Raw genomic sequence first — 23,121 nt, forward strand, 5'->3', positions numbered from 1 at the left:
CAGCAAAAAGAAATTTAGCTCTGTCTATGTAGTGAAAGTAAAAGCAGGAAAAACCGTCTTGATTGATGATGTCAGGTTTACAAGTCGTTTCACTCTTTACCTTTGGTAGCGAGTTATAGCTTGAGGGAATTACATTATAACTCCTTTAATTCTAATTAGCAAGTAACAAGCCAAGAGAGTTAATTATCTCAGACCAGGACTCAACAAATTAAATAATGCTACTAAAGCGAAGTATTAATCCTCCAGCATTTACTTGTGGCAAATTAATAACAACTAACTGTTGAAACCTGTACTCAATAAAGCTGAAACAGAAGATGTAATTTTTCCTACCGAAATTAGTAAACTTCCTGCCTAATCAAAAAAAATATAACTTATTTAAAATCAACTCATAGGTGTATTTTATCGCTTAATTTAGATTGATTTCGTTGATTATATAATTGCATACAGATTTAAGATGCTAAAGTTTTAGTAAACACACCCTTTATGGGTGTTTTTTATTGTAAAAGTTTGTGTTATCAAGAACATAAATACATCATATTCTAAGATAGTATTCTTAACCATTTAGGTTCTGGATGCACTGACCTGTTCTTAGGTAATTATGAGTCAGATATGACTAGCACTTATAGGTAATAGGTATGGATGAAAAGATTTTCAGAGAACACCTCCAAGAAAAACATATAACAATATATAATCACTAAACTTTCAGGGCTAATTATGCTAAAAATAACGAATAAGGCTTTTAGAAAAAGGTCTAAGCCTGTTTATTTATAAGGCTTCTGAAATTAAATAACTAGTAATATTTGCTGTTAAACTACAGATAATAAAAGTTTTTTAGTAGATAAAATGAGGGGTGACACCCCCCATTCTTTTAACAAAAATGGGACAAAAGTCAAAGTTGCACAACCCTCAAATGAACATTCTGAGATATTCAGTAAATTTAACTTATAAGCCTGCAAAATTGGCAGATGACATTAGCGACAAAAAATAGTATAAATACGAATGTAGCTATTTAGATCCTAATATGAATGATCTTCTCGGCTCAATTGAAAATTATAAGACTTCACTGAAAATTATTACTAATTCTCAGCCGTAAGTTATACAATAATAGCCAGGGAACATCTATTCAACTCAAGATTGTCTAATTTTTAGAAGACACAACAGCATCTACTAAGACCACTAGATTACAGAAAGATGGTAAACTTTTACCTTTCATTTACGAATCAGCAAAAGCTACAGCCGAGAAGTAACCAATGGTAGTTGTCTTTCATCAGCAACTCAAACCACCAGGTTACAAAACTGCACAACAGGGTCAATACAGCAAAGCAGCACACAGACTTGATTAAAAACAGTCAGGTTTTCAATCACAGGTCAGGTCATGAAACAAATCATCAGGTCAAATGCAGTCGAAACATCAAGCCAGCGGGGTCTTGTAGGGGTCAAACTCTCTGAGTTACATCCTCGTCAGGCATCTATTCATGAAAGTCTTGTACTTTTACCAAAGTTAAATTTATCAGTCCTACGAACAAGTAGTGACATAGCAATTAAGAATATAAGCAACAGGTCAGCATCCTTTGAAACTGAGGTGTTTTCAAACCTTCTGTATTTAGTTTGGGGGAGCAAGTTAGATTTCTATCCCATAGTTGTGGTTTGGGTGTGGATAGGAAAGATTGTCAAAGTCAGCCACACCCAAGGAACGAAAATCATAGATGGGATGGCTCATAGTTCTTTAAAGACTCAAACCCTTGGGGAGATTATAGCTAGAGCAGAACAAGCAACCCGAAGAGCTTTAGCTTTGAAAATTAATTTATTGAAGCTGCTCCTCGACATACAGAAAACTACCCAGACAGCAACCAACACTGTGGAAACTAAAACTTGGCTCAAAAGTATCCATACACATACAAAACAACAGAGCAGTTTTAGAAAAAGCCTTTTCCACTGGGAGTTACAGCAACCTCTGAGAACTTGAGAAATTTCGGGATGTGCCTGTTGAAAAGGTTATCTACTTTTTCAATTTTCAGTACTAATCCATTACCAATATATTCCTGTAATTAATTCAACTGCTGTCTCAAAGCTAGTAATCAACCAAACCAGAATTGGTGGGTCAAGGTACCCATGGAAAGAATATACATGATCTTCCCATTGTGAATTCATCAAAGATGGTGTGGTGGACTAGTATTGCAGTTTGTAAATAGCACTTGACACAATAAGACTCAAAACAACTGGACTAGTCAACTTCATTCAAATAAAACTAACACTCATTATGAATCAAGACATTTCTGGTAAAAGTAGCAACTTAGAGAAGAAAATCAATCCTGAACAGTTTGACCAAGTAATAGAAGCTATCCTAGCTGGTAAGTATTCTTGGGCTTGTGTTTTAATGCTGCGGTTTGTTGGTTACAATCCTTTGCATTACATTCCTTACCGCACTTATAACCGATTACTCAAAGAAAACTCTCGTATTAGTAGGTCAAATACCCAACAGAATGAAAGTCTGAAACTTGCTAAACCAGCAACAGAGAAAAGGTGTGATACTCATCTAGCATCTGCTTGCTTGAGCAAAATTAAAGATATTGCTTATCTGGAAGTAGGGGGTAAGCAAAAAGCAGAAGTACGCGGTAGCCACAGAGAGAAAAAATCAGCATAGCTATAGCAGGAGTCAGAATTCAGGAGTAAAACTCTGTTGTGCATAGAGTTTCATCAATGGCTTATACCACGCTATCACTTGATGTCCTAACCTCCTTATCCGTTGCTATAACTACCATCTTGATATAGGAAGTTGAGGAGTATGACTGACCGAAAACAGGGTCTGAGGTATGAGTTGTGCGGTGTAGGGAAAGACAGTTTTCCCCATACCCTAAAAGGACGAGGAAAGGTAAGTGGTCTTAGAGGTTGTTTGAAAAGTCGGTCTTTGTAGCATGTTGAATGCAGCGGAGCGGAATAAAACATCTCAGTACACGCTCAAAACCTAGATTCTAGAGCCTCCGGCACGCTTCACGTTCATGCAGTGTCCAGAAGGGATACGCTCCATTGAATTGCCCTCAAAATGACAATTTGTACCTCCTAAAACTTTTCAAACATGCTCTTAGGTTAAAGATTTTTCTTTTCCTCTTACCCCTTACCTTTGTCCCCTAACGATAGTACTGCAAGGTGAAATTCAAAAGTCCAAAATCTTATGGAGTAGGCTTTTCTTCTATTTTAAATGGTTGCTATATTTACGCCGTACTCTACTAGTATAGTCGGGTGGGTAGTACCCAGCTTAAGAGCATTCCAGAAGTGAATATTTGATTCAATTTTCTAAACACTATACGAATACATTAAGAGGCTGATAAAGTAAATGTAAAGGGGAGTAGAAAAGGAATATTAGAAGGATAGGATACATAAAATGTAGTGTATTTACATAGCTAATCATGGCACGAAAGTCTTACCCCACAGACTTAACTGATATGGAGTGGGAAATCCTGGCCCCATTGATTCCACCAGCTAAAGAAGGAGGGCATCCACCCACAACAGATATGGGTGAAATATGTAATGCCATCTATTATCATTTGAAAACTGGATGTCAATGGAATATGCTTCCAGGTGACTTCCTGCCAAGGTCAACGGTATATAGCTATTACAGGAAATGGCAGCTCCAGGGGATTTGGGAAAAATTCAACCATACATTGGGTGGTCAAGTTCGCTCGAAATTAGGTAAATCAACACAACCTACCGCGCTCGCTGCAGACAGTCAGTCGGTCAACACTGACCAAAAAAAGGGGATGTGTATGGTTTTGACGGATGTAAAAAGGTAAAAGGAAGAAAGGGGCAGACTTTAGTTGATAGCCTGGGACTTGTGTTGAAAGTTGTTGTTAGTGAAGCGAATGCCCCAGAACGAATACTTGCTGCCTATGCACTAATGGAACTGCTAGAGGAACCCACAGAATTATTGGAAAAGGTCCAAGTTTTATGGGTTGATTCCGGTTATGACGGTGATAAATTTGCACTTGCAGTTTGGTTCCTGACTCAAGCTCATGTTGAAGTCATAGGACCTACTGAGCAAGAATTTAAAGTTTTACCACAACCCTGGGTAGTAGAAAGAACATTTGGGTGGTTTAACCAATATCCTCGTCTAAGCAAGGATTATGAGCGTTTAACACAAATGAGGGAAGGGGCTATATATGCTCTTATGACTAGAATTATGCTACTTCCTCTTGTCTCCTAAAGATTTACCTTATAAATCATCTCTTACCATGTACTACATTTACCATGTACTGCAAGCCGCTCAAATAGCTGAATCGGTGTGCTGAATCGGTGTAAAGTGTAAAGTTCTGCCAGAATGGCAAATATACACTCATAATATCTTATAGATTAGATATAAAAACATGAAAGACGTGAACGGCACCTAAATTCACCTTTACCAACAAAGTTAGTAATTCTGTCTAACCATGAAATACATCACAGTGGATGTTTCAACATTCATCATTTTATGGATTAGATGATTTTTACACCAATGACAATAAGCTGTAACTACTGGTGGTTGTTTTTCCTGGAAGGTCTAAGCAATTAAAAATTTTTGATTACAAGCTTTAGCACTAAAAGTAGGCTGGGAAATTGAAAAGTTACGGTAGAACCGTCCTCACGGCTGGTAGGATTTATCGCTATTACACTTCTGTCTCAATTATGAGAACCCTATTTTTCCCAAATAGGATAACGCTCACTGTATAAATTAGCAATTTATATAACTGATACTGGAAGCTTAAAATTTACACTGCTTCTTTCTCTATATAGAGGAATCCGGTTTGATTCCTGATAGGTTCAAATAAGATTCCTATAGTAGGTGACAGAAAACAGGGTGTGGGGTATAGTTTAACTTTTTTAAATTTTAAAAAAACTTCTTCATTTGGTACTTCATTAAGTTCCTATCACTTACCACATATTTACTGTTTGCTAATTTATCGAAAGTTAGATTTTTTAACTTAACTTATCTATTTTTTAAGGGTTTTATTAATAACTAAAGATCTTCCTTCGGAAGATAGATACATCTTTAGTATATTTGAGATGGTAATAGAAGATATCTCTCTATTACCCAAGATAGATATTTATCTATTTGATGTTGAAAAAATATTGATTTTTATAATCTCACAAAAGGATCTAATATTATTTTAAATAACTGATAATCTAATTGATTAATAATTCTAAATTCTTGAAATCTTCCCTCTAGAGTGGTTATTATAAAAATATAACTTTAATATAAGTTTATTGTAAAGATTATATAAAGATTTTACGTCTTCATATTAATCTTTGCTAAAGATGTAGGAGTATTTTAAGATGAATAATAGTAAGGAAAGATAAAAACTGAGGAATTGTGGATTTTTCTTGTGATTTCTCTTCCGAAAAATTTCAGACTTACGACAATCTGCTGATGAGAAAATACTATTTTTAAGCTAGCGTTAAGAAATAGATAAATTCCTTGTCTGATATTAGCAATCTTCAGGCTTCAATGTATTGTTATAACAGGTTTTACCTCAGGTTGGTTAATCAGAACCCAACTAATTTAAATATTTGGAGGCTGCTGTATGAACCTGTATTGCAGTGTTCAAACACATCCTCAAAATTAGGGCTAACAATAAGCTCTAAGTTGCATTTATGTAATTATTGATCAAGGGCTGATACTGGAATTTAAGGTGTAAATGTGGGGGTAAATTAAAACCTTTTTATTTTTTCCTTAACTGACAGCTATTGAGGTTTTTACTGTCCAATACTAATTGATTAATAGTGCATCTGGATTTTAGTAACAGATGTAAGGTAAAAATTTGCCCAAATTTTACAGTAGACAGCAACTGGTAAGAATTATGTCCTCATCTTCTAATCAAAACACAGTTTCTGAAATTTACGATGCTCACGAAAGTAAGTTCTTAACACCGTTTCAGCGTAAGGTGTTGCTGAAAAATTTGCAATCTGATTTACAACCAGAATATCGACGCAGGATTGAAATCATGTTGTTAGCAGATATGGGTAGATCGCAATCTCATATTTGTGAAATTATTGGCTGTTCTCAGGAGATGGCGAGGTATTGGATAGGTATAGCTGAAGCTGGTATAGCTCATAAATGGAATGAAAGAAGGATAGGTAGACCCAAGACTGTAAATAGTCAATATATTGAAAGATTGAAAGAACTGGTTAGTCATAGTCCACGTGAATATGGTTATGCTTTTGGGTATTGGACGGCTCAATGGTTAAGTAAACATTTAGCAAATGAGTTGGGGATTGAAATTAGTGATCGCCATATTAATCGCCTGCTTAAACAAATGGGACTTTCTACTAAACGCAAAATTTCCCAACCATCAACAAATGCGCCAAATCAGGATTCTAGTATCACAATTTGCGATTTGCAATCTAGTTCCGAACCTAGTTTCAGTTGGTCATTTAACTTGATTCAGACCAATAACTAATATTGCCAGCGAGGTAAGGAAATGCCATCAGCGTTTTCTCAGTCATATTTAGCAACACAAATTACCAAAATTGTGGGTGATTCGCTATCAGATCAAGAACTTGAAAATTGTGTTCAAGCATTAGATATTATTGAACCACCAATAGCCAAACAATTCTGGATATCGACAACAGCACCACCAGGAATTTATCTAGTTTTGTCGGGTAAGGTCAGGCTATTGGATGGTGGAAATAATTTGATTTCAACTTTGACTTCTGGTTCATCTTTTGGGGAGTTGACTTTATTTCCCGAACAAAATTTTAGTGCTTATGTAGCGAGGGCTTCTGTAAATTTAAAGGTCGGTTATCTTCCCCAGGAGGTAATTAATAGATTTGTGGGTGTGAGCGATCGCCTATTCATAAAGGCAGAACTTTGGGATATACTGGTGTTATTATCTCAAAACTCTGCTACACCTCGTCATGAATCGGTAGAGGAGATACTAACAGCATTATCTCTATTTGCAAAACAAAATCTAGAAATTGGTTCTCTAAATCCTCAAGTGACCGAAAATACCAAACTATTGCTAGTGTGTCAGGGGGAATTACAACATTGTCAGGGTAAAAAATTAACGCCAGGTAACATTTATGTAAATCCCCACAAGGAAAAGTGGCAAGCAACACAACCCAGCAGAGTATACATTTTGCATGATGCTGATTTGCAAACAGCACTACAATATTGGCCGCAATTAAGTAGGTTAATTGATGTAGAAAATGAGCCAATTACAGAACCAATCAAGCGCGAAGTTAAGGCTAGAAGCCGCAATGTGATTCAATTTCCCCAAACCACAATCCAGGAACAATCACAACCAAAACAAAGCCAGAAATACTTTCCTAGTCCTACTGTCACCGCTGGAAATTGGTGGCGTAAAGTTAGTAAACGCTATCCGTTTTGTGAACAACAAAGCGCCTCTGATTGTGGTGCGGCTTGTTTGGTGATGATTAGTCGTTATTGGGGTAAGAATTTTACCATTAATCGCTTGCGAGAACTGGCTAATATTAACCGTGCTGGTGCATCTATGCGGAGTTTAACTGCGGCGGCTGAAAGTATCGGTTTTGCTACTCGTCCGGTGAAAGCTAGTTTAGATAAATTAGCACAACAAACGTTACCTGCGATTGCACACTGGGAGGGTAAACATTACATCGTCGTCTATGAAATTACCGAAAAATGGGTAATTGTCGCCGATCCTGCTATCGGTCAACTTAATCTGTCTATTCGAGAATTTAAAGCAGGTTGGACTGGTTATGCATTGTTATTACAACCAACAAACTCACTTCAAACAATCCCAGAAGCTAACACACCATTTTGGCAGTTATTTGAGTTAGTAAAACCTCATTACCAGGTACTGCTAGAAGTATTTGTTGCTTCAGTGTTAATTCAAGTATTTGGATTGGTGACACCTTTATTTACTCAACTATTATTAGACAGAGTAATTGTCCAAGGTAGCACCATTACTTTAAATACTGTTGGGTTTGGGTTACTTATTTTTAGCTTATTTCGTGTTGTTATCAATGGACTCAGACAATATTTACTAGACCACACAGCTAACAGAATTAGTGTGGCCTTGATGGTAGGTTTTATTAAACATACCTTTCGTTTACCTCTCTCATTTTTTGAGTCTCGTTACGTTGGTGATATTGTTTCTCGTGTCCAAGAGAATCAAAAAATTCAGCGTTTCTTAACTGGTGAAGCACTATCTATTGTTTTAGATTTTCTGACAGTATTTATCTACATCAGCTTGATGTTTTGGTACAGTCCTTCAATGGCTTTATTGGTTTTGGCAATTGTACCACCCTTTGTATTACTAGCCCTCTTTGCCACACCTTTTTTAAGACGAACTAGTCGTGAAGTTTTTACGGCGGTGACAAAAGAAAATAGTTACTTAATTCAAAGTTTAACGGGAATTTCCTCGATTCGCTCAATGGCTATTGAACAAACAGTAAGATGGCGTTGGGAAGAATTGCTGAATAATTTGACTAAGAAAAACTTCAGTGTTCAAGTAATTGGAAATCAACTGGAAATTATTAGTTCTACAATTCAAGCCATAGCCAGTACAGGATTATTGTGGTTTGGAGCATGGTTAGTAATTCAGAACCAGTTAACCATTGGACAGCTAGTAGCTTTTAATATGTTACTAGGTAACGTTATTCAGCCTTTCCAAAGGTTAATTAGTTTGTGGAATCAGTTACAAGAAGTGATAGTTTCTACAGAACGAATTAATGATGTTTTAGAAGCAAGCCCAGAAGAGGATCTAGCAGTTCACTCACGTCAAATATTACCTAGATTACGTGGCCATTTACATTTTGACAATGTAACTTTTCGCTATCATGCTGAAAGCGATATTAACATCCTAGAAAATCTCAGTTTTGAGATCTTACCTGAACAAACTGTTGCAGTTGTAGGGCGGAGTGGTTCAGGGAAAACAACTCTTTCTAAGTTGATTTTGGGTTTATATCCAGCGACAGATGGCCGAGTATTAATTGACAATCAAGATGTGGCTAGTATTTCTCTGCATTCATTGCGCTCGCAAATAGGAGTTGTTGACCAAGATACATTTTTATTTGGCGGTACAATTCGAGAAAATATTAGCATAGCTCATCCAGAAGCTACCCTAGAAGAAATTATTGAAGCAGCCCAACTTGCAGGTGCAGATGAGTTTATTAAACGCATGGCTATGGGTTATGAAACCCAAATCGGTGAAGGTGGAGGAATGTTATCAGGGGGACAACGCCAACGCCTAGCAATAGCTCGTGCATTATTAGGAAGTCCGCGCCTTTTAATATTAGATGAAGCAACCAGTCATCTTGATGCAGAATCTGAGCGCATTATTCAGAACAATCTGAAAACAATTCTCAAAGGACGCACGAGTTTTATTATCGCCCATCGTCTTTCCACCGTGCGTCATGCTGACCTAATTTTAGTTTTAGATCGGGGGATTTTAGTTGAAAGTGGTACTCATGAAGAATTAATTCTCAAGAGAGGACATTATTACTATCTTAATCAACAACAACTAGCGTCAACAGGCTGAATCAGTTAACAGTTACCAGTTAATAGTCAACAGTGGATTTGGTTAGGTATTTTTGATTCACAATCGGCAATCTCCAACTCAAACTCAGAGACGTTGTATACAACGTCTCTAATATATATGCTTCATTTACAACTTATATTCAAGATTGTATCAGGGGATTTCATCCGCATTAATCTGCGTCAATCTGCGGTTAATTATTCATGTGTAACAGTTTTTCCAAAACACTAATATTATTAATCCAAATTTGGTTATGCCACAGTCAACTTACAATTCATCATCTACTCTTTTCATCTCAGGACAGGTCAAATCTTCATCCAGTCTACATGAGACACAAACAGCAGGTAAAACTAACGACTGGTTTTATGGTACAGAAGAATTATTAGATGCCTTACCCAAAGCTTGGACACGCTCAATGCTGTATTTACTGATTAGTTTTACAGTAGTAGCTTTACCTTGGGTAATGTTTACTAAAGTTGATGAAACTGGAAATGCTAGTGGAAGAATAGAACCTAAAGGATCCACCCAAAAATTAGATAGTGTAGTTACTGGTAGTGTTATTGCTGTCAATGTGAAAGAAGGTACAAATGTTAAAGCTGGACAGGTTTTAGTAGAAATTGAATCTGAAGTTCTGCGGACTGAAATTCAGCAAAGTCAAGCTAAGTTAGAAGGTTTAGTAAATCGTCAGGGACAATTAGAATTACTCAAAAATCAGGTATTATTGGTGATTAATATTCAAGAACGACAAAATCAGTCTCAAACTTTGGAAAAACTGGCTCAACTTAATCAAGCACGGCAAAACTTGGATGCGAAACAAAGTGCATATCATTTGCAAAAACTGGAAAAACTTGCTCAAATTGATAAAGTAGAACAGAACATAAATTCTACTCAAATTTCTCATCGGTTAGCCAAACGTCGTTTGAGTAGAGACTTATTAGAAGTTAAACGCTATCGTCTACTGTTACAGGAAGGTGCAATTCCTGAAACCAGAGTTGTAGAAGTAGAGAAAACAGCAGAAGATAGCGAACGCTTGCAGGAAGAAGCTAAAGCTAATATCCAACAATCTGAGTTGCATCTACAGGAAGAATTAAGTCGATATAATTCAATTATGAGTCAAGCTCAGTCAGATATTGAACAGGCAAAATTCCGTTTACAAGAGGAGGAAAATAGCTATGGAAGTGTAGTCCAAGCAGGTAAGCTCACGTTACTAAAAAGTCAGGAACAATATAAAGATCTGCAAACACAAATTACTTCTTTGAAATCAGAAATTTCTCAAACTAAGAGTCAGATTACATCATTACAGTTGCAGTTACAGCAACGAGTAGTGCGCTCGCCTATTGATGGGACAATCTTTGAATTACCCATTAAAAAGCCGGGGTCTGTGGTGCAACCAGGACAAATGATAGCGCAAATTGCGCCCAAAGGTGCGGCTTTAATTTTAAAAGCAGAAATGCCTAGCCGGCAAAGTGGTTTTGTGAAGGAGGGAATGCCAGTCAAAATTAAATTTGATGCTTATCCTTTCCAAGAATATGGTGTGATGCAAGGGTACGTAACTTCGATTTCACCTGATTCTAAAATTCAGGAAAATAGCCCGACCCGTCAGGAAACATATCAGTTAGAAATTGCATTGGATCAACCTTATATTCAAACGGGTAATAAACGCATTCCTCTCACGCCAGGTCAGACAGCAACTGCTGAAGTAATTGTCCGTCAGCGTCGAGTTATTGACTTTATCTTAGATCCTTTCAAAAAACTACAAAAGAATGGTCTAGAACTTTAGAGATGAGAGATCCTGAATAACAGGATTCCCAATTTATGAGAGAAGTTGGGAATATGAGCATTTAGATTTTCATTACATCGGTTAATTAAAATTAATTCTCAAGATAAAGCGAGAATTTAAGATTATAAATACCTAGAAATTGAGGGATTAGATTATGTCAAAAGTTATAATTGTTTCCCATGAAGATATTGTTGATCATGTAAGAATAACTTGCCAAATCCCTAATTTATTAGAAGCGGTCGCCACCAGGAGGACTATTGTTGATACTGCTGTTCAAGAGGGTATTCAAATCGAAATCCAAGAACTACAACAGGCAGCAGATAGTCTTAGATTAGCCAATAAACTGATTAAAGCAGAAGACACTTGGGCTTGGTTAGAAAAACATTATCTCTCTTTGGATAATTTTGAAGAAATTGCCCAGCTCAATCTACTATCAGCCAAGTTAGCTAATCATTTATTTGCAGATAAAGTTGAACCATTTTTTTATGCTCATCAACTCGATTATACTGGAGCAGTAACTTATGAAGTAATATTAGATGATGAAGATTTAGCTTTAGAAATATTTTATTCTCTGCAAGAAGGAGAAATAAGTTTCCAAGAAATTGCTCGTCAATATATTGACAATGCAGAAATTCGTCGTGCTGGAGGATATCAAGGTATTCGGAAACGTAACGATTTTAGACCAGAAATAGCATCGGCAATTTTTGCAGCTAATCCACCGCAAATTCTCAAACCCATAATTACACCTAAAGGAGCGCATATTATTATGGTTGAAGAAATTATTAAACCCCAGTTAAACGAACAGATGCGCTTAAAAATTATGGGAGAGTTATTTACAAATTGGTTAAAACAACAAGTTAATACATTAGAAATTGTCGCCAAACTCATAGAACATCAAAATCCCCCATCTTCTTCAGAGAAGTTGAGTGAAGCCAGCTAATATAATTGCTAATATAATTTCGGATTGGGAATCCCTGACTGTATCAGGTTTAGAGCAATACCATTTTTCACAGTCATTGTTCAAATTGGTATATAAGTAGGAAGGGACAAAAGAACCATAGACGCGCAGCGGCTTGTCGAAGAGTAGTATGTAATGAAAAGTAAAATTGACCAAAACCTCTTCCCTATTGCATGAGTGCCTCTTGCCCTTCCGGTTCTCCAGTCGGACCCTGGGGGGAAGGCGAAGCGCCTACATGGGGGAAACCACACTACTTGCTTTATGCCAGGAAACCCCTCCACCTGAGTGGCTCCCCAAGACCACGCTGGTTCACCTCTTACCTTGTCATAACGATAATTTTTAACACCCACCTACTTATAGGAATCCGGTTTGATTCCTGATAGGTTGCGTGGTGTAAGCCATAACTACTCGTAGATTCAGGGAACAGGAAAGAAGGAATAAAATTATACTGAGTTTTTTCAAAAATCAAAGGGGAATCCTATATTTAATATACTTTAATCTAACAAATTTCATATCCCCGACTTCTTAGAGAAACGGGGATGTTTTTGTTTATAATTTCCCAGATAAATTCGGTGGATTTTTCTATCAAAGAATGATTGCTTATAGGAATTGGTTGAAATTAAAATTTGCACAGTTCCCAATAGACATCTCCAATCACCCAACTTTAATTTGAGCTGTGGTTCTCATTATTTAAATTAATCCAGCTTAATTTTATACCAGGTAGTCTTAATTTGTTTTCATGAATTGAATCATGATTATCTTCAGCAAAGATATAGTTTTCTCGGATTAACTTACTGTAAGTTTCATGAGGTATATAGTCTAGAGGATCGCATCCAGAAAAATGGAGAAATAGAATACAAGCCCAGGAATATTTACCAAGGATGATAGCTTTGATAATTTCTCGAAATTGTGACTGCTGAAGTATCTTATTGAACTGTTTATTTTGTTCGTAATTTCCTTTAATCATTCTATTACCTCCTGTATGTGAAGTTAACCTAATTTATCAACTATACTAGCTCCCACAAAAATCATCTGCATTCAAGCATTAGACATATTCAAGCATTAGACATGATGATCAATTCTTAATGCTATTAAGACAAGGGAGTGTAAATATCCTCAGAGTTAGCATTAAGATAAGGACGTTGTAACTGAATCTTGTGTGATGCAAACTGCTTAAAAATAGATGCCATTCTTTTATCTGGACTATGTTCACCTTGCTGCCAAGCAGTAACTAAAGCATTAGCGATAATTTGACAACGATTTGTACCAAAACTTTCTTTATCACCAAATTTTTGGTTTGGTTCTTCTGCACACGCTAACCCCGGTGCTAATTGCTTAGTAAACAAAGGCACTGGTTCATCAAAATAGGATTGATTATCTGCATAGATTCTTTCTAATGCTGGGTGAACTATCTCATATTGGTCTTTGTTAAAGTAAAGCACGGCTGAGTCATAACGTCCATAATCGGGAGGATTATATAGTGCTTTGAAGGAAAAAGAAATGGGAATATTATTTAGTTGGACTGTTAAACTTTCCATTACGGCGGCTGCCCCTTCTGGTGTTAAATTAAAGTATATTCGCGTAATATTATGACCATTTTGGGAGCCTGCATTAGCTACAGCCATATAAAACCCGTTTTGTACCAAATTCTTTGGCATTTTGATAGATACAAACTTACCAACAACCCAAGAGGTAACTGTTGGTAACAGATGCAAATTTGGATCAACATGCAGTGTTAACCCATTCTTATGCACTGCTAAAGTGCCATCCGTTTCTTCCCTGACCACCTGCCAGTTATGACTCCAGTAGCCTTCACTTTTGTTCCTGGTATGTAAGCGATCGTAAAATTCTAAATCTATGCCGAATAAGTTCTTATTTTCAAGATTTTGCTTAATTTTCCTATTGCTTTCCTTCTCATCAGCACTGATAATAGGCTTTGAGGCAACGTTATAATAAACACTGTATATGAAATTACGCAGTTGTAGTTTTAAATGCTGTTGCTGCATCTCTAATGGTAACTGCTCAAAGCGAGGTATGACCGACTCTGGCAACGCTATGGTTTTGTGCTTTGGATGTTTAATACAGTGGTGAGATGCAATTTCAATCTGAGTCGCAATATCTTGCAGTGATATTTGCAATTGTTCCGGCAATTCGGACAGTTGTGTATGGAGTGAATCTAATAGTTGCATGGCTGTAGGGTGTGGGGAAAAATTAGTCCAAAATCCAAAATCAAACATGAGATAAGGATGTGGGGGTCAAGTCTGATGCTTCCATCCCAAAAATTGTGGTCATAGATGCTTGAGGACGACACAATAAACTCTTGGCCACTTGGAGAATGCAGATACCAGAATTACCAAAAGTCCTCTCATATTGCAATTTGGCTTGAATAGCACGAATTAGACAAAAACCAGAGAATTGGAGAACTAGTTGCAGGAAATTAGAACGAAGTTCTAAAATTTCCGGGAAGTTGGTTAAATATTCAATTACCAAGGATGAGAGGGACGGTTGTAGCAGTTGTAAGGGAATTGCAGCTAAACGTAAAGACTCTTCAATCGGTGTTGTTTTACTAGTTACCATGCTATATAGCCAGATTTGCAGATAACTAGCAATAATTGCACCTAAATCACTAGCGGGGTCTCCCCAAGCGCCTTTTTCCCAGTCAATAAGGCGTGATTCTGGATGAATGGCTGTGTGCCAATTTAACGAGAGAAGAATATTGTTGAGTTTGAGGTCATTGTGAGTTAAACAACAAGGATTGACCGCATTACTCAAATCTGTGATCGCCTGATCTAAATTATCGTAACGTTGATAAAGTGCAAAGAATTTTAAACCATCCGCAGGAACTGAACCAAAAACTTCTGGTGTAATTCTATCTAATCCCCTAGATAGGGTAGAAGTTGTGTGATTTATTATATTATCAGAGGTTTGGAAAAACGCCCGATAATCTTGACGGTTGATAGTTAAACGATGAATTGATGCTAAATTCGCTCCAATTGACCGAGGAATATTAGTAGGAAAGATATTCTCTAGTCCATAAAATTCTGCTAGGTCACGATAGTCATTAAGATAATTGAAAACAATGATGGAATTTTCAGCATCAAAATGAATTACTTCTGATAAACATGAGCGTAAATGACTAATTTCTAGGAATGTTCGAAAAAAATTATGTACTTGCCATTCATTAATAAACTCACCACGAGTTTTACCTTCTCGGTTCAGACGCTCTTGTTTGACTAAAAATTGACTACCATCTGGTAAGCTGACTAATAAATTAAAGTTTTTGGCAGCTTTTAACTCAATTTGGCTCAATGACTGTTCTTCTAGATTACACAGTCCTTGGGAAATTAGATAGTTAAAAACATTTTGAGAACTCAAGAGAAATGGCATATTATTAAAAGACTGATGAAATGATTTATAATTCGCTTTCTACTTTATATCAATACTGTAATAAGCACCACAAATAATTGGACTATTAATCAGTTCTTATGAATGAAGTAGTGAGGAACGAAATAGCATCAATAGCTGCGAGCATAACTATAAATTCAAGAGCTTTAACCCCAACTTCTAAAATTTGCGGACGATATTCATATCGACCACCAAATACAGATTGCTCATCTGTACTTGTGATTTCATTGATAAACACCTCTGAATCAATAAGATGGAGATCAGCAATGATAATTCTTGTCATTTATTTTTTATTTAATTTGTTTAAGTGATTTGCCCAGAGTTAGATATTTTTAACAGGCTCTCCTGGTTGATTGGTAAATTTATTAACTTATGTTATTCACATAAATTACTTTTACCTTCATTCCCAAGAGAGCCGTTTAGCTCAGTCCTAAACTAAAAGACTATTAGTAGCCGTTACTGTAGCTGTAGGACTTAGCTAAGTAAGCGATATGACCAATACCATATACATTAACGAAGGCTTCAGCCAATTTCTCCAATGTGGAAATATCGCTTACATCGTTGTCATAACCACCACCATAGATGGAACTGACATCGCTCATTTCATTGAGAAAGCTTTCGGAATCTTGGAACAATTCAGAACCAGTTGCTTGCAGTTGAGAGAGTTTAATACTTGCCATAATTTCCTCCTAAGAGACTTGTTTTCAGTTAGTTGAATTCATGTGGGCAGTTAAGTTATTATTTTCTTAACTGATGCTTCTATTCTTATGGAGAAGAATCCATAATTTCAATGGTTAAAGCTATGTTGATTAGACATTAATCACGATTTTATGTCTTTTGAAATGGCAATTATATAAAACTCACATTGAAATACTAATCAGGTTTGGTGGGTAAAAGGTAAAAGTTGTTTCTTACCCATTCCCCCCAGGCAGCAACAAGTATTGATATAGATAGGAGTCATGATGTAATACAAAGTTAGAAAAAGATGGCGATAAATGGAAAGATGAAAAGTTTATATAGGAACATTTCTAAAGTCCATAATGGTATAATTTCTGTTAATTCCTGACCATATAAGAAATACCCGACTTATTTAATAAATCGGGAATCTGAATATTTTCAGTCTATCAAAAATCTAATCTTTCTTCTCTCAAGTTATCAATTGTTTTGTTGAGTTCCAATCTCCAGTTACCGACATTAGTCTTTATGTCTGCCACTAGTGCGGAAAGGTTGCTTCTATCTGTTGTAGTTGGGTTCCTGTCTCTCCTTCTTCTGTTCATGATACCGCCATTGATATTTTTCATTTCTGAAGACGTTAGTTTATCAATCATTTGTACTTCATGAGTAGAGTATAGGTCATAAATTTGTATACCCATTTTTGAATCACCTCCTTAAATATTGCTCAAATATTGATCTGGATATAATCAAGTCACGATTTTAAAATCCTTCTTTTATATTCTGAACTTATGTCTGTAGAAGTCAATACTTTTAGCGTGTTTTCCCAGACACAATTTAAGGAGTTGTGTCTAACGGCAATTAAACAAAAGTTAAGAGTAAAAAGGAGTATGGTGCGGTTTCCGTGTAGCTTTCACGTTAAAAGAGGCTGATGAAAAAAACCACTGCCCCAGCAATGGCACCATGGTTTGAAAGATGGTGTTAAAGGTTTGATGATGTCTTTACTCATAAAGGGGAAAGAAGAGAGTTTAGACATTATTTAGGGGGATGATTGGGTGAAAGTGAGAGAAAAACCTATTTCAAATGGCAGAGAATACCCTAGGGGTGACCTACCACCGATTACACCACCTTTTAACTGAAGTACCTTGGTCCAGTTCCCAAGTCAATGACCGTCGGTTAGAGATTATGAACAAGTGTAGTCAGAGGAGAATCACCAGAGGATTTAGCTTAATAATTGATGATTCTGTCCATAGAAAAAGCGGGAATTTTAGGGATGGAGTAGGAAGAAAATATATTGGAGAAATTGGGAAAGGGGATAATGCAATAGTAGTAGTAACAACACATCTATATGGCAGTAAAAGCTTACCATTACATATAGAATTATATCACCACGGTGATTCTTTACCCAAAGGGAAATAAGACCCTCGATTTGAGAATAAACCTGAGTTAGGAATTAAACCAATAGATCTGACCTTGAGCCGTGCTTATCAACCAGGAATAGTAATTATAGATCCTGGATATGGCCACAATAGGTCTTCCTTATTAAGGATAGAAAATCGCCATTGAAAGTATTGAAGAGGATTAGCTAAAAATCCCAAAGTCCTTGGCAGTGACCAAGAGGATAGTCCACAAATAATTCGGTTAGATGAATTAGCACAAAGTTTACCCCAACAGGCTTTTACAGAAATTGAACTGCAGTTAGATAAACCCAAAACATTATGGGTAGTAACTAAAGAAGTAGAAATATCAGCCTTAAGTGGAAAGGGTAATATTGCTATCGTCATCAATGCTTCTACTTTCTCTCAAGCCACCGATATTGACTACTTTATGACCAATGTTTCTTCATCAGTTATCACACCCCAGTAGATAGTTGATACATATTCTCAAAGAAATTGGGTATAAGTTTTTTACAGGGAAGCCAAGGGATGGTTAGGACTCAACGAATATCAAGTTGGAGATAACAGCAGTTGACTGCGCCATTTTATCTTGGTTTTCTGTGCCTACACTTTTATTCTTTGCCATCAGTGGACTGGAGGACTAAGACCAAGGTGGGCTAAGAAACCTTTGAATACTTTTACTGCAGCCTTAGAAGCGTTGAGAACAGCCATATCTTTTCTATTTATTGATTGGTTCAACTTGAATCCGGACGTGTTTCCTTCTTATCAAGCCAGTTTGGGCTACATTTAGGCTTGGTTTTTGTTTACGTCCCGCTCTCAAATGCTATAGAAAAATAATATTCTCCATTTCTTCAAGAAGTCGGGAATCAAAATCTCTGAGAGGTTGTTCTAAAAGTCGTTGGTGTGGTTTTAGGGACTTATTAATCCCCCTTAAATATGGTTTAGTGAAGGATGAAAATTATCTGTTTATGCTGGCAGGGGAAACAGGGGGAGAGAAAGAGGCTTACCTGAACTGTATTGCCCTCTCTCTAATACCCCCGCTTTTGAGGGAAGCTGCTGACACTCACGGTGAAGCCTATCACCTACAGTAGGTGTCAGGTGTCAGGAGTAAAACTCTCTTGCTGTCTAGGTTTCAATTTCAATCCTGTACCTCATTGATCTACTATCTGCTGTATCACCTATCACCTATTACTTGCTAGAGTTCTGTGCTTGGGTTTGAGAACCGGGAATAGTTACATCTACTGGCGTCACTTTAGCAGCTAACTGTGTTAATGGTGGTTGAATAGCGGTTTGATTACCTACTACTAAAGTTACGAGATTTTCTGGTTTGAGGTATTTTTTAGCTACTCTTTGTATATCTGCTGTTGTGGTTGCGGTGACAGCTTTTTGATAGTGAAACAGAAAATCAGCGGGATAACCATAATATTCGTAGCGCATTAACCGAGATAAGGTTTGGCTGGGGTCTTGAAAATTGAATACAAAAGAATTGAGGGTAGAATCTTTAGCATAATTCAGTTCTTGTGTTGTCACTTTTTCATTTTGCATCCGCTTGATTTCTGCTTCCAAGGATTTGATAAACTGAACTGTGGCATCAGAACGGGTTTGTCCGCCGGCGATGAACATACCTGGATAATCATGACGGGGACTCCACGAGCCATATACAGAGTATGCTAAACCTTGACGCGATCGCACTTCATTAAATAAGCGTCCACCAAATCCATTTAATACCCCATTCATCACATCCAAGGCTGGATAATCGGGATTATTGAAACTACCACCTAAATGACCAATGAGAATGTTACTTTGGGTGAGTTGGGGTTGATTGACAAAAAACACACCGCCTAAATTAGCTTGTGAAACCTCTGGTAATAGAGTTTTGGAGATTTTAGGATTTGGTTTCCAGTCGCCAAATTTGGCTTGAATGAGTGATCGCATTTTTTTGGCGTTAAAATCTCCCACAATCCCTAAAATCATTTTATTGGGATAAAAATATTGCTGGTAAAATCTCAGCAAATCTTCACGGGTGATTTTCTCCAAGGTCGCATATTCTACTGTGCGAGAGTATGGGCTATCTTGACCATAAATTAATTTTTTAAACTCCCGATTGGCTATACTACTAGGATCATCATTGCGGCGAGCAATACTACCCTTAGTCTGTGTTTTCTCCAAATCTAACTTTTCTTGAGCAAATGCTGGTTCTCGTAACACCTCAGCAAACAGCCCAAATACAGTTTCTAAATCTTCACTCAAGCTGTCAAAACTAGCACTACCAACAGCTTCACCAATACTAATTTCTACCGCCGCAGCCCGTTGTTCCAAAATCTCATTTAACTCATCAGCTGAATGTTTGAGAGTTCCACCAGTCCGCATTACGGAACCAACAATCTCAGCTAACCCGCTTTTATCACCTGCTTCCCAACGGCTTCCCGTTCTCACAAGTGTAGTCCCACTTACCAAAGGTAACTCATGGTCTTCCATTAAATAAACAACTAAACCGTTATCCAGTACAAAACGTTCATACTTGGGTAACTTTACCTCCGACAAAGGAGTAAATTGTAAATCTGTGTAATGCTTTGCTGTTGCTGTCGCCGCCCAAGGAAAATTAAACGTTAACAAACAGGCAACAACGAAAGCCGAAATAAACCGCCAACTCTTGGAAAACTTTAGTGAAAACTTCAATTTCCTACCCTTCACCAGAAAATTCAACATATCTATATTTTTCTCTTCTCTTTATTTCTTCGTTTCCAGTACCTAGTACACTACGGCGTAAATAAACCAACTATTCCAAATCTCTGGAAGGCTAACACCGTATTCATTTTGAATTTTGTCGCTGCATCCTGCTGGAAAGACTATTTTATTACCGTAGCTCTTCTGATAGAAGCATTTTGAATTCACGGCTGTTCCTATCCTTCCTTCGACAACAACTTACCAACAGTGCAATTTTCCCGGGTAAAAGTCACCTGTGCTACACGCTGAATATCAGCAGGTGTCACTGCTGCAATATTCTCTAACTGCTTAAATAAATTCCGCCAAGAGCCGGTTTTCACTTCATATTCCAATAACTGCTGCGCCATACCCATATTGGAATCAAGACTACGTAACAAACCAGCCCGCGCTTGAGTTTTCACTCGCTGTAACTCAGTTGTGGAGACAGGCTCAGTTTTCAACTTTTCGATTTCTTTTCCCAGTGCGATTGCCAAATCATCAACTGTATGACCTGGAGATGTGAGAGCATAAAATAAGATCAAATTGGGATATTTATCACCAGGAAACCCACTTACACCGTGAGCCGCAAGGGCTAAACTCTGCTTTTCCACCAAAGACTTATACAATCGTGAAGTGCGCCCATCACTCAATAAACTACCAATAATGTCGTAAACTGCATTATCGGGGTGGGTGATACCTGGACGGTGATAACCTTGGAAATACCAAGGTTGAGTAGGTAACTTTAAGGTAAATTCTCTGGGTTCAGTTTGCTTAGGTTCGGGGGTGATTTTTGCTTGGGCTTTAAGTTTAGCCGGATAACGTCCAAAGTAAACTTGTGCTAATTTTTTCACCTCATTAGGCTTAACATCACCGACAATAGCGATCACTAGATTGTTAGGAACATAATAACTGTCAAAAAACTGCTTCACATCTTTCGGTGACAAATTGCGAATATCTTCGTCATAACCAATCACTGGTCGTCTGTAGGGATGAACTTTGAAAGCAGTATCAATAAATTTCTCAACCATCAAACCAACGGGAGAGTTTTCTACCCGCATCCGTCTTTCTTCCAAAATCACATCTTTTTCTTTATAAAACTCCCGAAATACAGGATCTAAAAATCTTTCTGACTCCAGAGACATCCACAGTTCCAACTTATTAGCCGGAAAACTGTAGAAATAACGTGTAGCTTCGGTGGAAGTATTCGCATTTAAACCTACACCCCCCGCTTGCTCAACAATTTGCCCGATTTCGTTCTGTTTGACTAGTTTCAGTGCTTGAGATTCTAATGATTTAAACTCAGTTTCTAACTTTGCTAAATCATCATTTTTACCTTGGGATTTAGCAGTTCTAATTTGGGTATCTAACTGTTCTAAACTTTCTAGTAGCGGTTTTTCGGCTTTGTAATCTATTGTCCCAATACGTTTTGTCCCTTTAAAAGCCAAATGTTCTAAAAAGTGAGCTACACCTGTTTTACCATCTGATTCATCTATCCCACCCACATCAGCATAAGTCAAAAAAGAAACCACTGGCACTTGGTGTCTTTCCAAAACAATGAACTTCAAGCCATTATCAAGGCGAAATTCTGTTAATTGCTTAACTACTTGATCTAAATATGGTTGAATTAAACTTTGGGTAGGTTCCAGTGCGATTGCAGCTTGTGGTGTTACACCCAAACAAAATATCATTACCGCCAAAGCAGTTATTAACAAACGATGCAAAACTGGAGAGAAAGGAAATTTGTGGAATAATTGAGAGTATCTAAATTGAGACTTGTTAGTTTTACTCTTCCAGGAATCCAAAATTGAATAATTCATAAACAGAGATTAAAGGAAATTGACAGTTTTTAACAAGGCAGGAGGGATAAGTAAGAATTAAGTTTGTCCCCTACACCCTACACCCTATACCCTTACACCTTTACACCCTTAAATTTGGGTTATTGAGCAGACAAAGCGTTAATCTTGTATTAAGCTTTCTGTGCTTTTCGGACTTCACGTTAGACAATATTGCTACAGTTCGTGTTCCAGAGATATAGCAATAACTACTATTATGCGAGTTTTTAATTCTCCCCCACCATCAGAAGCACAGACGCGCACCCGCATTCTTCAGGCTGCACAGCGGTTATTTGCATCTCAGGGATTTGATGGTACTACTACCCGCGACTTGGCGCAAGCAGCGGGTGTGGCTGAGGGTACTCTATTTCGTCATTTCACTAATAAAAAAGCTATTCTAGTCGAAGTGGCCACAAATGGCTGGGTTGATATTCTCACAGATTTACTGACAGAGTTAAGCGAAATGGGCAGTTATAAGGCTGTAGCCCAGGTTATGCGCCGTCGGATGTGGAATTTAAGAAAAAATGCCGATATGATGCGCGTGTGCTTCATGGAGGTACAATTTCACCCAGATTTGCGCGATCGCATTCAAACAGAAGTGATCACAAAAATGACTGATGTAGCTGAAGCATTCTTCCAAACCGCTATGGATAAAGGGATCTATCGCCAAATGGATGCTAACCTAGTCGCCAAGGTATTTTTGGGAATGTTCGCTGTTGCCGGCTTTTCTGACAACACCCTCATTGAACCTAATGCATCACCTCAAGAAATGCAGCTAATGGCTGAAGGACTGGCTGATATCTTTCTCAATGGTGTATTGGCAAAAGAATCTTAAAAGTGAATAGGGCATGGGGCACTGGGTATGGGGTAAGAGGTTTGA

At 37.4% G+C, this 23,121-nt stretch carries 16 protein-coding genes and 1 pseudogene; 9 read left to right on the plus strand and 8 right to left on the minus strand.

The genetic code is table 11. The features are described 5' to 3' along the window. Positions 1 to 1,582: 1,582 nt before the first annotated feature. The 7 genes from AAZO_RS36620 to AAZO_RS03550 all read left to right on the plus strand — a co-directional run bounded on the left by AAZO_RS36620 (position 1,583) and on the right by AAZO_RS03550 (position 12,211). Positions 1,583 to 1,966 (plus strand): hypothetical protein, encoded by a 384-nt coding sequence (locus AAZO_RS36620; RefSeq protein WP_228371477.1) that lies wholly within the window; start codon positions 1,583 to 1,585, stop codon positions 1,964 to 1,966. 294 nt (positions 1,967 to 2,260) lie between these two features. Next, a complete protein-coding gene (locus tag AAZO_RS03520) occupies positions 2,261 to 2,644 on the plus strand; it encodes a HetP family heterocyst commitment protein (RefSeq protein WP_013190195.1) in 384 nt (127 codons plus the stop codon). 763 nt (positions 2,645 to 3,407) lie between these two features. After that, positions 3,408 to 4,201, plus strand: a protein-coding gene (locus AAZO_RS28550; RefSeq protein WP_085940196.1) for an IS5 family transposase whose coding sequence is annotated in 2 segments (ribosomal slippage) — positions 3,408 to 3,759 and positions 3,759 to 4,201 — 795 coding nt in all. Because the reading frame shifts where the segments join, the coding sequence is not laid out codon by codon here. A 1,630-nt stretch (positions 4,202 to 5,831) separates the two neighbouring features. Then, the gene (locus AAZO_RS03535; protein ID WP_013190198.1) at positions 5,832 to 6,431 is read left to right on the plus strand and encodes a helix-turn-helix domain-containing protein; all 600 of its coding nucleotides are present in this window, start codon (positions 5,832 to 5,834) and stop codon (positions 6,429 to 6,431) included. 21 nt (positions 6,432 to 6,452) lie between these two features. Continuing rightward, positions 6,453 to 9,494, plus strand: a complete 3,042-nt coding sequence (locus AAZO_RS03540; RefSeq protein ID WP_013190199.1) for an ABC transporter transmembrane domain-containing protein — start codon at positions 6,453 to 6,455, stop codon at positions 9,492 to 9,494. A 250-nt stretch (positions 9,495 to 9,744) separates the two neighbouring features. Then, a complete protein-coding gene (locus AAZO_RS03545) occupies positions 9,745 to 11,271 on the plus strand; it encodes a beta-barrel domain-containing protein (protein ID WP_013190200.1) in 1,527 nt (508 codons plus the stop codon). A 154-nt stretch (positions 11,272 to 11,425) separates the two neighbouring features. Next, entirely contained in the window at positions 11,426 to 12,211 is a 786-nt protein-coding gene (locus AAZO_RS03550) for a peptidylprolyl isomerase (protein WP_013190201.1), read from the plus strand. Between the two features lie 682 nt (positions 12,212 to 12,893). Here AAZO_RS03550 and AAZO_RS03555 read toward each other — a convergent pair. The 6 genes from AAZO_RS03555 to AAZO_RS03580 form a co-directional block, all read right to left on the minus strand. Further along, positions 12,894 to 13,196 carry a HetP family heterocyst commitment protein gene (locus AAZO_RS03555; RefSeq protein WP_013190202.1) on the minus strand — a complete coding sequence of 101 codons (303 nt, stop codon included), beginning with the start codon at positions 13,194 to 13,196 and terminating at the stop codon, positions 12,894 to 12,896. A gap of 124 nt (positions 13,197 to 13,320) precedes the next feature. Further along, entirely contained in the window at positions 13,321 to 14,418 is a 1,098-nt protein-coding gene (locus tag AAZO_RS03560) for a T3SS effector HopA1 family protein (RefSeq protein WP_013190203.1), read from the minus strand. 40 nt (positions 14,419 to 14,458) lie between these two features. After that, positions 14,459 to 15,616, minus strand: coding sequence for a phosphotransferase (locus AAZO_RS03565; protein ID WP_013190204.1), 1,158 nt, complete (start codon positions 15,614 to 15,616; stop codon positions 14,459 to 14,461). Positions 15,617 to 15,701: 85 nt separating this feature from the next. After that, entirely contained in the window at positions 15,702 to 15,917 is a 216-nt protein-coding gene (locus AAZO_RS03570; RefSeq protein ID WP_013190205.1) for a hypothetical protein, read from the minus strand. A 163-nt stretch (positions 15,918 to 16,080) separates the two neighbouring features. After that, positions 16,081 to 16,314: a hypothetical protein gene (locus tag AAZO_RS03575; protein WP_013190206.1), complete on the minus strand. Its 234-nt coding sequence runs from the start codon at positions 16,312 to 16,314 to the stop codon at positions 16,081 to 16,083. Between the two features lie 444 nt (positions 16,315 to 16,758). Beyond that, positions 16,759 to 17,007, minus strand: coding sequence for a hypothetical protein (locus tag AAZO_RS03580; protein ID WP_013190207.1), 249 nt, complete (start codon positions 17,005 to 17,007; stop codon positions 16,759 to 16,761). A gap of 230 nt (positions 17,008 to 17,237) precedes the next feature. On the opposite strand from AAZO_RS03580, the pseudogene AAZO_RS03585 reads away from it, so the two are divergent. Further along, positions 17,238 to 18,493: pseudogene (locus AAZO_RS03585) on the plus strand (IS701 family transposase). Between the two features lie 398 nt (positions 18,494 to 18,891). Here AAZO_RS03585 and AAZO_RS03590 read toward each other — a convergent pair. After that, positions 18,892 to 20,412: a M16 family metallopeptidase gene (locus AAZO_RS03590; RefSeq protein WP_013190208.1), complete on the minus strand. Its 1,521-nt coding sequence runs from the start codon at positions 20,410 to 20,412 to the stop codon at positions 18,892 to 18,894. Positions 20,413 to 20,606: 194 nt separating this feature from the next. Beyond that, positions 20,607 to 22,097 carry a M16 family metallopeptidase gene (locus AAZO_RS03595; protein ID WP_144031378.1) on the minus strand — a complete coding sequence of 497 codons (1,491 nt, stop codon included), beginning with the start codon at positions 22,095 to 22,097 and terminating at the stop codon, positions 20,607 to 20,609. Between the two features lie 361 nt (positions 22,098 to 22,458). Between AAZO_RS03595 and AAZO_RS03600 the strand changes: the two genes are divergently transcribed. Beyond that, the gene (locus tag AAZO_RS03600) at positions 22,459 to 23,076 is read left to right on the plus strand and encodes a TetR/AcrR family transcriptional regulator (RefSeq protein WP_013190210.1); all 618 of its coding nucleotides are present in this window, start codon (positions 22,459 to 22,461) and stop codon (positions 23,074 to 23,076) included. Positions 23,077 to 23,121: the final 45 nt, after the last annotated feature.

Origin of the sequence: 'Nostoc azollae' 0708 (assembly GCF_000196515.1) — a bacterium.
GTDB classification, from domain to species: Bacteria; Cyanobacteriota; Cyanobacteriia; order Cyanobacteriales; family Nostocaceae; genus Trichormus_B; species Trichormus_B azollae.